This is a genomic window from Nocardia terrae (genome assembly GCF_009760405.1).
In the GTDB taxonomy this organism is placed as follows: domain Bacteria; phylum Actinomycetota; class Actinomycetes; order Mycobacteriales; family Mycobacteriaceae; genus Nocardia; species Nocardia terrae.
Genome location: NZ_WRPP01000017.1, coordinates 102,685 through 115,230, shown reverse-complemented (window position 1 = coordinate 115,230; position 12,546 = coordinate 102,685). Strand labels below are relative to the sequence as shown.

The window sequence follows — 12,546 nt, the reverse complement described above, 5'->3', positions numbered from 1 at the left end:
TCCGAGTGCACGACACGCAGCTCCTCGATCACCGCACGGGCGGCGAACAGGTCAGCTGCGGTTTCGGTCATACATTCGATCATAGTTTCGAATCAAGCGACACGACAGCATGATCGAAGCAACACGCAGCGTAAATTGTTGGCTACCAGAGAATTTAGACTTCCATCACTGTGGCGAATCCGTGAATCATTGCCGCAATGGCGAAGTCGAACCGAGCGTGGTCATCGGTTCCCGCCGAGGTTTGGGCGGCTCGCAGGATCAATGGGAATTCGGCGGGATCGAGCGATTTCAGGAACTCGATCGAGCCGGGTTCCTCCGCTTCGTTCACAGGCGCGGTCCGGACTTCCGAATTGGCGTGCGCCACAACGAACAGAGTGATCGCATTGAGGGCGTCGAGGGCGGTTCCGAGCTCGAAGCCCGAGTCCACCAGTAGTTTCAGACCGCGCTCGGCGGTTTGCAGGGTGCGGGGAGTCACGGCGGGGCGGGCGGCGACCAGCGGTAGGGAGCCCGGGTGTTCCAGTAGGGCGGCGCGGAGGGCTCGGGCGTAGTCGCGGATGGCGATTTGCCAAGGGCCGTCGGCGAATCCGGTATCGGCCCGGGACATGACACGCTCGACCATGCCGTCCAGGAGCGCGTCCTTATTGGGGACGTAGTGGTAGAGCGTCATAGCTTCTACGCCCAGTTCAGCCCCCAGCTTGCGCATGGACAGCGCCGCTACGCCCTCGCGGTCGGCGAAGGCCAAGGCCGCGTCGAGTACTTGCTCGCGCGAGATCCCGGCTCGTTCGGCTCGGGTGCGCTTGGCGGCCATGAGTTTTCCTCCGAGGGTTGACAACTCTTACGTCGTAAGTGGAGCATAGTCCACGGCAACGAACTCTTACGACGTAAGAGTCATCGAGATCGGGAGAACCTCATGAACACCACCGCCGTCGCCGACAACAAGACCGTCATCACCGCGTTCATCGACGCGCTGAACCACGGCCTCGAAGGCGGTACGGAGTGGGTGCGGTACCTGTCCCCGCAGGTGATCGACCACAACAAGGTGATCTTCGGCGAGGAGGACACCCCCGGCGCGGCCATCGAGGGCTTCCGGCAGCAGCTCGCGGCCTTCAGCGCCACCGAGGACGCGCAGAGCGGAATCCTGGTGCAGGAACTGATCGGCGAGGACGATCGCATCGTCGCCCGCCTCCGGGTGATCGGCCGGCACACCGGCGCGCACGCCCGCATGCCGGAGCCGACCGGCCGGACCTGCGACGTCGAGCAGATCTGGATCTTCACCCTGACCGACTCGCGCATCACCGAGATCCGCGCCGTCAGCGACCGCCTGGGCATGTTCCTCCAGCTGGGCTGGGACTGGCCGACGGTCGACTGAAACCGGCACGGGCAGTGCGTCGCTCGGGCCGCCAGGACCGGAACGCCCTGGCGGCCTTCACTTCCTGACCTCAGTTACCGAGAGGCGGGAAGGTGAAACTCGAGCCGGTGCCCAGCGTCGAAGCCAGGAATTCGAAGAAGTTGTTCACAGCACTGCCGCTGAACATCGCGTCTCCTAGGGGGTAGTGGTGGTCGTCCCGCCCGGCTGGATGACCGAGGTCGACGAACCAGCGGTCACCACATGAGCGATCGCGAGCAGCAGGTCGGTGAAGCCGCTTCCGGTGTACAGGGGCATTGCGAATCCTTTCGGGGAAGATCTGGTCTTTGCGCGCGAATTACTTCGCGGAGTCGTTCTTCAGCTTCGGGCCCTTGGGGGTGTAGCTGGTCGTGGAGCCACTGCCCAGGAACTTCAGCACCTGGGAGACGATCGCGCCGATGTCGACGGTGGTGCCGGTTCCGGCGGGAGGAGTGGTGGTCATGGTGTTTCCCTTTCTTTCACGACGCGGACAAACCCCTCGATTTCTGGTTTTCTCGGGACCGCCGCACGAGGCCGGTATGGCCTCGGGTCTTGGATTGCGGAACAGCTTGTGCCGCAGGACTAGTCGGGCTCGACGGACATGGCCTGAACCAGGGAGGCGGGCCGCATATCGGTCCAGTGCGCCTCGACATAGTCGAGGCAGCTCTGCCGGACCGATGGGCCGAACGCGGCGGTCCAGCCGCCGGGAATGGCGGCGAACACCGGCCACAGCGAATGCTGGGCCTCCTCATTGACGAGTACGTAGAACTGCGCGTTTTCGTCGTCGAAGGGATTACTCATCTGGATCTACCCTTTCAGAATTCGCGCGATCTGCGCGAGCGCCTCAGGCGAGGTCATGTGCCAGTGGAGGGCCTGCACCGGGTGATCGCGGATGTCGCCGTCGATCACCGCCGACCAGCCGGTCGCGCCGGTGGCCTGCCGTTGTTCCAGTGCCGCGGTGAAATACGTGAGATCGCCGTGGAATACGCGCGGCCGGTACTCCTGCGCCAACGCCATCGACCGCGTGCCGGACTCCAGCACCCGGGTGATCGCCTCCACGCCGAACGACGCGAGGCTGAATCCGCCCGCCTCACCCAGCGCGACCAGCCGTGCCGCCAGTTCGGAGGGTTCGGTGACATCGCCGAGGTCGAGCTCCGCGGCCCGGTCGCCGAGCAGCCCGCCCAGCATTTCGGCCACCGCGGCACGGGAGTCGTCCGCGGCTTCGACGTCGGGCACGGCCAGATGGCTGTCCATCATGGCCAGCAACGCGACCTGCTCGCCGTCCCGCTGCAGCCGCACCGCCACCGCGTGGGCCAGTACACCGCCGAGCGACCAGCCCAGCAGGTGGTACGGCCCGGCCGGCTGCACCGACCGGATCGCGGCCACGTACACGTCCGCCCATTCCTCGATCGAATCCGGCAGCGCACCACCGGCTTTCAGAGCCGGTGACTGCAGGCCGTAGATCGGCCGGTCCTGGTCCAGATGGGCGCTCAGCCCCGCGAACGACCATGAGATGCCGCCCACCGGGTGGATGCAGAACAGCGGTTCGAGGCTGCCTTCCCGCCGCAGCGGCAGCAGTACGTCCAGGGCCGCGTCCGCACCGGCGAACCGGGTGCCGTCCGCCCGCAGTTCCCGCGCCAGCTCGCCGGGCGTGAACGCGGTGAACAGCAACAGCAGCGGAACCGGTTCGCCCAGCAGCTCACCGAGCCGCGCCACCAACCGGGTGGCCAGTAGCGAGGTGCCGCCGAGCTCGAAGAAGCCGTCGTCCAGGCCGACCCGCTCGACCCCGAGCACCTCGGCGTAGGCGGCGCATACGGTGGCCTCCAATTCCGTGGTGGGAGCGCGGAATTCGCGCACCGCGAAGGACGGTGCGGGCAGTGCGCGGCGGTCCAGCTTGCCCGACGGGTTGAGCGGCAGTTCCGCCAGCGCGACGTAGGCCGAGGGCACCATGTACGCGGGCAGCCGCCGCGCCAGGGCCCGGCGGACCGCGTCGATGTCCGGCTCGCCGAATCCCTTGGCGGGCAACAGGTACGCGACCAGGTGCTCGCTCGCGCTGTCGGAGCCCGGCCACACCGTAACCACGGCCTGGGCGATCTCCTCCAGCGCGGTCAGCGCGGTCTCGATCTCTCCCAGTTCGATCCGCAGGCCGCGCAGCTTGACCTGGAAGTCGGTGCGGCCCAGGTATTCCAGTTCGCCCTCGCGGTTCCACCGCACCAGGTCGCCGGTGCGGTACATGCGTTCCGCGACGCCGAACGGGTTGGCGACGAAGCGATCCGAGGTCAGGTCGGGCCGGGCGACGTAGCCCTGCGCCAGCTGGTCGCCGGCCAGGTACAGCTCGCCCGCGACGCCCGCGGGCACCGGCCGCAGCCGCGAATCCAGCACGTACACCCGGGTGTTGAACACCGGCCGCCCGATCGGCACCGTCTCGAGGTCGGCGTCGATGACCTCGTGATAGGTCACGTCGACCGCGGCCTCGGTGGGTCCGTACAGGTTGTGCAGTCGTGCACCGGTCAGTTCGCGGAGTCGCTGCGCGGTGCCGCCGGGCAGCGCCTCGCCGGAGGCGAAGACCTGACGCAGCGAAACACACTCGCGGGCCGCGGGTTCGGCCACGAAGGCCGCCAGCATGGACGGTACGAAATGAAGCGTAGTCACATTTTGGGCAAAAATAATCCGCGCGATATAGGCCGGATCGCGGTGGCTCTCGGGAGCCGCCACGACCAGGCGCGCGCCGACCTGCAAGGGCCAGAAGAACTCCCACACCGACACGTCGAACGTGGCGGGTGTCTTCTGCAGCACGACATCGTCGCCCCGGAGCCGGTACTCGGACTGCATCCACACCAGGCGGTTGACGATGGCCCGGTGCGAGACCGCCACACCCTTGGGACGGCCGGTCGATCCGGAGGTGAAGATGACATACGCGGTATTGCCCGCGACCAGCTTGTCCCGGCGTTCCCGCGCGGTGATCGGGTCCGCCGCGTAGCCCTCGAGCGCGAGCCCGTCGAACCGAATCGCCGGAATCCACGCGGGCACAGCGAGATCCGACGCGGTCAGCACCAGAGCCGGGCGGGCAGTGTCCAGGATGTAGGCGACGCGCTCCTCCGGCTGCGCGGGATCGATCGGCACATAGGCCGCACCGGCCTTGAGCACCGCGTAGATCGCCACCACCAGCTCGACCGAACGCGGCAGGGCCAGCGCCACGGTGTTCTGCGCACCGATGCCGCGCTCGATCAGCATGCGCGCCAGGCGATTCACGCGGGCATCGAGCTCGGCGTAGGTGAGCGTCTGCGGCTCGGCGCCGTCCATCACCAGCGCCACGCTGTGCGCGTGCCTGCCGACCGCCGCGTCGAACAGCGAGACCAGTGTCGGTTCCGGTTCGACACCGAAAACGGCGGTGGTGTCGTTCCATTCGTCGAGCACCAGGGTGCGCTCGTCGGCGTCGAGGATGTCGATCTCGCCGGTCCGGACCGAGGCATCGGCCACCACCGCGTCGACGACCCGCCGGAAGCGGCGGACGAAGCCCGCCACCGTGTCGGCGTCGAACAGGGCGGTCGCGTAGGTCATGGTGGCGGTCAGCCCGGCGGGCGCACCGTCGGCGTCGTAGCTGTCGGCGACCACCAGGTGCAGGTCGAACTGGGTGACGTCGGTGTCGAATTCGATGGCGGACACGGCCAGCCCGTCCAGCTCGAAGGCGGCCTGCTGCTGATTGTTGAACGAGAAGCCGACCTGGACCAGCGGATTGCGATCGGTGGACCGCTCGGGGTCCAGGGCCCCGACCAGTCGCTCGAACGGCATATCCGCGTTCTCGAAGGCCGCCAGGTCCGCGGTCCGGACCCGCCGCAGCAGATCACCGAAGCCCTCGGCGGGGTCGATGCCGGTGCGCAGGACCAGCGTATTGACGAACACGCCGACCAAGTCGTCCAGCGCCGCGTCGTCACGCCCGGCGACCGGGGTGCCGACGGCGATGTCGGCCGAGCCGGTGAGCCGGGACAGCAGCGTCGCGAAGGCCGCGTGCACGGTCATGAACAGGGTCGCGCCGTGCGCGCGCCCCAATTCGGCGAGCGCCGTGTGGGTTCCGGCGTCGAGGGTGAAGTCGACGCGCCGGCCCGCGGCCTCGAACACCGCCGGACGCGGCCGATCGGCGGGCAGTTCCAGCAGCGGGGGCAGTCCGGCCAGGTTCTCGGTCCAGAAGCCCAGCTGACGGGTGATCAGCGAATCCGGATCGTCCTCCGCGCCCAGCAGTTCACGCTGCCAGAGCGCGTAGTCGGCGTACTGCACCGGCAGCGGCGTCCACGCCGGGGCCGTGCCGCCGGTGCGCGCCGAGTAGGCCAGCATCATGTCGCGGGCCAGCGGGGCCAGCGACGCGCCGTCACCGGCGATGTGGTGCATGACCACGACGAACACATAGTCCTGCGGGGCCAGTTCGAACAGCGCGGCCCGCAGCGGCACCGAGGCGGTGACGTCGAAGCCCTTGCCGATCACCTCGGCGACGGCCGTGGCGAGAGTCGACTCCTCCACCGGGATCGCCTTGAGCACCGGCAGATCCGCGACCGTGGCGGCGGGCAGCACCTGCTGGACCGGGCCCGCGACGGTCTGCGGGTAGACGGTGCGCAGCACCTCGTGGCGCACCACCACGTCGGCGATCGCGGCCTGCAGCGCCGGGACGTCCAGCGGTCCGGTCAGGCGGATGGGGAGCGGGATGTGGTAGGCGGTGGACTCCGGATCCAGGCGGTTCAGGAACCACATGCGCTGCTGCGCGGGCGAGAGCGGCAGATCCTCGCCGAGGGTCCGCGTGCGGGCCACGAGCTTGACGCGAGTTCCGTTGTGCGCCTGTGACTCGAGGCGGGCGGCGAGGGCCTCGACGGTGGTGGCCTCGAACAGGGCCCGCATGGCGACGGTGGTGTCCAGGACGGCGCCGAGTCGGGTGACCACGCGAGTGGCGATGAGCGAGTTGCCGCCCAGATCGAAGAAGTCGTCGTCCAGGCCGACCCGGTCCAGACCGAGCACCTCGGCGAAGACCGCCGCGACCGTCTCCTGGGTGGAGGTTTCGGGCGCACGGAAGGCACGTGCTTGTACGGCCGGGGCCGGGAGCGCGCGACGGTCCAGCTTGCCGTTGACGGTCAACGGGATTCGATCCACCACCACGATCGCGGACGGGACCATGTAGGACGGCACCAGCTCGGCCGCGCCGTCGCGGACGGCGTCGACGGCCGGGGCGAGTCCGTCCTGCGGCACGACGTACGCGACGATGCGGCGGTCGCCGGGCCGGTCCTCGCGCACGATGACCGCGGCCTGCGCGATACCCGGCTGGGCCAGCACCGCGGATTCGATCTCGCCGAGCTCGATGCGGAAGCCGCGCACCTTGACCTGATCGTCGGCGCGACCCATGTGCTCGAGCTCGCCGAAGCGGTTCCAGCGCCCGACGTCACCGGAGCGATAGAGCCGCTCGCCGGGGACTCCGAACGGGCTGGCCACGAACCGGGCCGAGGACAGGTCCGGGCGGCCGAGGTAGCCGCGTGCCAATTGCGTTCCGGCAATATAGATCTCGCCCGGGACGCCGACCGGCACCGGGTGCAGGCGGTCGTCGAGGACGTACACGCGCAGACCCGCGATGGCCCGGCCCACCAGCGAACCGGTGGCGGCGGCGATGGTCCCGGCATCCAGGAACCGCACCGAGACGTGCACGGTGGTCTCGGTGATGCCGTACATGTTCACCAGGCGCGGCGAGCTGTCACCGTGGCGGGCAACCCAATCCGAGAGGCGACGCAGTTCGAGGGCCTCACCGCCGAAGATGACGTAGCGCAGCGCGAGGTCACCGGGCTGCGCCAGGCGCTCGGTCTCGGCGAGCTGGTAGAACGCCGACGGTGTCTGGTTGAGGACCGTGACTTGTTCGCGGCGCAGCAGTTCCAGGAACTGCTCGGGCGAGCGCGAGACGTAGTAGTCGACCACGACGAGCTTGCCGCCGTAGAGCAGCGGACCCCACAGCTCCCAGACGGTGAAGTCGAAGGCGTAGGAGTGGAACAGGGTCCACACATCGTCGGGGCCGAAGCCGAACTCGCGATCGGTATTGGCCATGAGCCGCACGACGTTTCGGTGCGCCACGGCCACGCCCTTGGGGCGGCCGGTCGAGCCGGAGGTGTAGATGACGTAGGCGACGTGATCGGGCCGCAGCGGGGCGCGGCGGTCCGCATCTGTCACCGGAGCGTCGGCAGCATCTTCGTCATACGAGATACCGTCCAGCAGAACGGTGTTCAGACCGTCCGGAAGCTCGACAGTCACCGTCGAGTCGAGCACGACGCTGGTCGGCTTCGCGTCGCCGAGCACGTAGGCGATGCGATCGGCCGGGTAGGTCGGGTCGACCGGCACGTAGCCCGCGCCCGTTTTGATGACCGCCAGCAGCGCCACCACCAGCTCCGCGGATCGCGGCAGCATGACCGCCACCAGCGACTCGGGACCGGCACCTTCGGCGATCAGCGTGCGCGCCAGCACATTCGCGCGCCGGTCCAGCTCGGCGTAGGTCAGCTCCCGCTCGCCGAAGCGCACCGCGACGCGGTCGGCATTACCCGCCACGGCCAGGTCGAACAGGCTCGACAGCGTGGCATCGGGATCGCCGATGCTGTCGTCGCCCGCGGACACCCATTCCTCGGCCACCGCACGGTGCTCGTCCGCGTCCATCAGTTCTATATCGCCGATGATCGCTGCCGGATCGGCCACGACCGCCCGCAGGACGCGTTCCAGTCGCGCGGCGATGCGGGCGGCGGTGTCCGCGTCGAAAAGGTCGGTGGCGTAGTTGAGTTCGAGGGCCAGGCGGCCGTCGGCGTCCGGTTCGTCGGAGACCGCGAACTGCAGGTCGAACCGCGCCACGGGCTGCTCGAAGTCGACCGGCTCCAGCATCAGGCCGGGTGCCGCGTAGGACTGCGGGCCGAGGTTGTCGTAGGTCAGGACCACGGTGCACAGCGGGTTGCGGGCCTGGTTGCGGGGGACGCCGAGGGCGTCGACGACCTGGTCGAACGGGACCGTGGCGTGGTCGAAGGCGGCCAGGTCCGCGGACCGGGTCCGCGAGAGCAGTTCGTCGAAGCCGAGATCCGGTGTGGGCCGGGTACGCAGCACCAGGGTGTTGACGAACATGCCGACCAAATCGTCGAGGGCGGCATTGCCGCGCCCCTCGATCGGGGTGCCGATGGCGATATCGGTCGTGCCCGACATGCGGGCCAGCAGCACCGACAGCGCGGCGTGCCAGACCATGAACGGAGTGACATTGTGCGCCTCCGCGATTCGCCGGATTCCGGCGGCCAGACCCGCGTCGAGCCGGGTGTGCACGTAAGCGCCGCGGCCCGAGGCGATCTCCGGCCGGGGCCGGTCGGTGGGCAGCGGGAGTTCCTCGGGCAGGTCGCGCAGGGTCTCGGTCCAGAACTCCAGTTCACGAGCACCGTCGAGTTCCAGCGTCGCCCGCTGCCAGAGCGCGAAGTCGGCGTACTGCACCGAAAGGTCCGACCACACCGGGGCATTGCCCGCGGCCCGGGACAGGTAGGCGGTGATGGTGTCGCGCAGCAGCGGCGTCATCGACTGGCCGTCGCCGGCGATGTGGTGCATGACCACCACCAGCACGTGGCTGTGCTCGGATTCGCGCAGCAGGGCGGCGCGCAGCGGGACGGTGGTGGTGACGTCGAATCCGGCTCCGGCGAAGGCCGCGATCCAGGAGGGATCGGCGGCGTTCGCGCCGGTTCGGATCTCCAACGGCAGCGGCGCGGTCTCGGCGGGCAGGACCAGCTGGTAGCCGACGCCGTCCGGGTCGAGCGGGTAGATGGTGCGCAGCACCTCGTGGCGGGCGACCACATCGGCGAAGGCCGCGCGCAGCACCCCGGTATCGATCTCGCCGACGACCCGGACCGCCGAGGGCAGGTTGTAGGCCGCGGATTCGGGGTCGAGGCGGTTGAGCAGCCACATCCGGGTCTGCACCGGCGACAGCGGGATTCGCTCCGGGCGCGGCATGCGGCGCAGCGGCACGCCCTGCCCGCCCCCGGTGATCCGGGTCGCCAGCTCCGCGACGGTCGGGGCCTCGAACAGCTGGCGCACGCTCAGGTCCGCGCCCAGGGCGGCATTGGCGCGCGCCACCAGACGCATGGCCAGCAGTGAATTGCCGCCGCGCGCGAAGAAGTCGTCGTCGGCGCCGATGGTGAGGCCGCCGAGCAGGTCGCCGACGAGGGCGGCCAGCGTGGACTCCGCGCCCGGGGCGGGTTCGCGGTAGGCGACGGTGGCGGCGGTGAATTCGACCGCGGGCAGGGCACTCCGGTCGAGCTTGCCGACGCTGGTGAGCGGCATCTCGTCGAGCACCGCCAGGTGGGCGGGCAGCATGTAGGAGGGCAGCTGGGTGCGGGCGTGCTCGAGCACGGTATCCGCGGCCAGTCCCGCGCCGGAGACGTAGCCGATCAGGCAGTCGGTGCCGGCGGTGTCGCGGGCGAGGAGCACGACCGCATGGGCCACGCCCGGCGCGGACAGCAGCGCGGCCTCGATCTCGCCCAGCTCGATGCGCTGGCCGCGCAGCTTCACCTGGAAGTCGTTGCGGCCCACGTACACCAGGTCGCCGGTGCGGTTCCAGCGCGCCAGGTCGCCGGTGCGGTACATGCGCGCGCCGGGCACGCCGAACGGGTCGGCCACGAACCGGTCGGCGGTGAGCGCACCGCGGCCCTGGTAGCCGCGGGCCAGCTGCGCACCGGCCAGGTACAGCTCACCGATCACCCCGGTGGGAACCGGTCGCATGCGCGCGTCGAGGACGTAGGCGCGGGTGTTCCAGTTCGGGCGGCCGATGGCGACCTCGAAATCCGGGTCGGCGTCGGAGAATTCGTGGTAGATCGTGCTGATGGCGGCCTCGGTCGGGCCGTAGGCGTTGTGCACCGAGCCGCTCACCAGTTCGCGCAGCTTGCCGAGCAGTTCGACCGGCAGCGCCTCGCCGCCGGTGTGCAGGTGGCGGAACGAGCGCAGTGCGTCGCCGTGGCCCTCGGCCACCAGGGCGGCCAGCACGGACGGCACGTGCTCGGCGATGGTGATGCCGAATTCGCGCATGAGTCCGGCCAGGTAGTCCAGGTCCTGGTGGCCGCCGGGACGCGGAATCACCAGGGGCGCACCGACCATGGCGGGCAGGAAGCATTCCCAGACCGAGACGTCGAAGGCCAGCGGGGCGCGCTGCATGACGCGATCGGCGCGGGTGACGCCGTAGCGGTCCTCGAGCCAGCGCAGCTGGTTCATGATGGCGCGGTGGCTGGTGGCCACGCCCTTGGGCAGGCCGGTGGAGCCGGAGGTGTAGAGGACGTAGGCCAGGTTGTCGGGGCGCAGGGGGGCGAGGCGGTCGGCATCCGTCAACGGACCCGCCGAAAGAGGCTCCAGCGCACCAGATTCCGTCAGCTCCGCGACGTCGAGTACGCGGACTCCGTCGAGTTCCGGCAAGGTCGCGCCGCCGACGGTGAGCACCAGGGTGGCGTCGGAGGTGCCGAGCACGTGCGCGATGCGGTCGGCCGGGTGGGCCGGATCGATCGGAACGTAGGCGGCGCCCGCGACCACGACGGCATGGAGCGCGACCACCATGTCGATGCAGCGCTCCGCGGTGACCCCGACGATGGCGTCGGGTCCGGCGCCCTCCGAGATCAGCAGGCGGGCCAGGCGATTCACGCGGCTCGCCAGCTCGGCGTAGGTGACGCGCTCGCCCTCGAAGAAGAGCGCCTCGACCTCCGGATCCAGGGCCGCGCGGGCGTCCAGCAGCTGCGCGAGCGTCTCCACCGGCAGCGGCACGGTCGTGGCGTTGCGGTCGACCAGTAGCTGTCCGCGCTCGGCGCGGGACATGATCTCCAGATCCCCGGCCGCCGTGCGCGGGTCGGCGAGCAGGGCGCGCAGCACGCGCTCGTAGGCGTCCTGGAAGCCGCCGATGGTGGCGGCGTCGAAAAGGTCGGTGGCGTAGGTGATGTAGACCTCGATGCCGCCGGGGTCGCCGTCGGCGTCGGTGGTCTCGGCCAGCGTCCAGTCCAGGTCGAACTGGGCGACGGTGGCGTCGACGGTGAGCGCCTCGATGGCCAGCCGGTTGAGCCGGACGCTGGGCCGGGAGTGGTTCTGCAGGGTCAGGGTGACCTGGCACAGCGGTGAATGCGCCTGCGAGCGCACCGGATTCACCGCCTCGACCAGCATCTCGAAGGGCACGACGGCGTGCTCGAAGGCGGTCAGGTCGGTGTCGCGGACCTGGGTGAGCAGCTCGGACAGGGACGCGTCGGAACGGACCTCGGTGCGCAGCACCAAGGTGTTGACGAACATGCCGACCAGATCGTCGAGCGCCTGGTCACCGCGCCCGGCCACCGGGGTGCCGATGACGATGTCGCCGGTGCCGGAGAGCCGGGCCAGCGTCACCGCCAGCGCGGTGTGCAGCACCATGAACGGGGTCAGGCGGCGAGCGGCGGCGAACTCCAGCACCGCCGAATGCAATTCGGCGTCGAAGCGGCCGGCGAAGCCCGCGCCGCGACCGCTGGCGACGGCGGGCCGGGGGCGGTCGGAGGGCAGGGCCAGGACATCCGGCACCCCGCGCAGGCGGCGGGTCCAGTGCGCCAGCTGGCGGGCCAGCACCGACTCCGCCTCGTCGGGACCGCCGAGGGCGGCACGCTGCCAGAGCGCGAAATCGGCGTACTGCACCGGCAGCGGCTCGAGATTGGGGGCCTCCCCCGCGCAGCGCGCCACATAGGCGGCGGCGATATCGCGGGTGAGCGGGCCGAAGGACCAGCCGTCCGCCGCGATGTGGTGGATGACCATGACCAGCAAGTGGGTGCCGGGCTCGTCGGTGAGCTGCAGCAGCCGGATGCGGAACGGGACCTCGACGGTGACGTCGAAGGCGGTGCGCGCCACCGCTTCCACCACGCCGGGCAATTCGGCCGACGAGACGGGCTCGGCCACCAGATCGATGAGCCGGGTACCGGCGGGCAGGATGAGCTGGCTCGCCTCGCCGTCGTGCTCGGGGTAGATGGTGCGCAGGGTCTCGTGGCGGTTCACCACGTCGGCGACGGCGGCCTGCAGCGCCTCGATGTTCAGCTGGCCGGTGAGCTTCAGCGCGAACGGGATGGTGTAGCCGTCGCGGATGTCGAAGCGGTTGAGGAACCAGATGCGCTGCTGCGCAATGGACAGCGGGATGC

The 12,546-nt window shown here is 69.8% G+C and carries 5 protein-coding genes (1 of these 5 only partly in view); 1 reads left to right on the top strand and 4 read right to left on the bottom strand.

Annotated elements, in window-relative coordinates; translation table 11 throughout:
• Positions 1-154: 154 nt before the first annotated feature.
• The gene (locus GPX89_RS43360) at positions 155-808 is read right to left on the bottom strand and encodes a TetR/AcrR family transcriptional regulator C-terminal domain-containing protein (protein ID WP_157393614.1); all 654 of its coding nucleotides are present in this window, start codon (positions 806-808) and stop codon (positions 155-157) included.
• A gap of 102 nt (positions 809-910) precedes the next feature.
• Between GPX89_RS43360 and GPX89_RS43355 the strand changes: the two genes are divergently transcribed.
• Positions 911-1,369 carry an ester cyclase gene (locus GPX89_RS43355; RefSeq protein WP_157393613.1) on the top strand — a complete coding sequence of 153 codons (459 nt, stop codon included), beginning with the start codon at positions 911-913 and terminating at the stop codon, positions 1,367-1,369.
• Between the two features lie 334 nt (positions 1,370-1,703).
• Here GPX89_RS43355 and GPX89_RS43350 read toward each other — a convergent pair whose 3' ends face one another.
• From GPX89_RS43350 to GPX89_RS43340, 3 genes are all read right to left on the bottom strand, one after another.
• Complete coding sequence (locus GPX89_RS43350; RefSeq protein WP_157393612.1) at positions 1,704-1,847, bottom strand: hypothetical protein; 144 nt, start codon at positions 1,845-1,847, stop codon at positions 1,704-1,706.
• 119 nt (positions 1,848-1,966) lie between these two features.
• Positions 1,967-2,185 (bottom strand): MbtH family protein, encoded by a 219-nt coding sequence (locus tag GPX89_RS43345; RefSeq protein ID WP_157393611.1) that lies wholly within the window; start codon positions 2,183-2,185, stop codon positions 1,967-1,969.
• Between the two features lie 6 nt (positions 2,186-2,191).
• Positions 2,192-12,546: the 3' portion of a non-ribosomal peptide synthase/polyketide synthase gene (locus tag GPX89_RS43340; protein WP_157393610.1), read on the bottom strand. 8,719 nt of this gene lie beyond the right edge of the window; only the last 10,355 of its 19,074 coding nucleotides appear in the window; its start codon lies beyond the right edge, outside the window — the gene reads right to left on this strand; it ends in the stop codon at positions 2,192-2,194.

Coding starts and splice junctions, on each gene's coding strand:
- GPX89_RS43360 (WP_157393614.1), bottom strand. CDS start 808: ATGGCCGCCAAGCGCACCCGAGCCGAACGAGCCGGGATCTCGCGCGAG.
- GPX89_RS43350 (WP_157393612.1), bottom strand. CDS start 1,847: ATGACCACCACTCCTCCCGCCGGAACCGGCACCACCGTCGACATCGGC.
- GPX89_RS43345 (WP_157393611.1), bottom strand. CDS start 2,185: ATGAGTAATCCCTTCGACGACGAAAACGCGCAGTTCTACGTACTCGTC.
- GPX89_RS43355 (WP_157393613.1), top strand. CDS start 911: ATGAACACCACCGCCGTCGCCGACAACAAGACCGTCATCACCGCGTTC.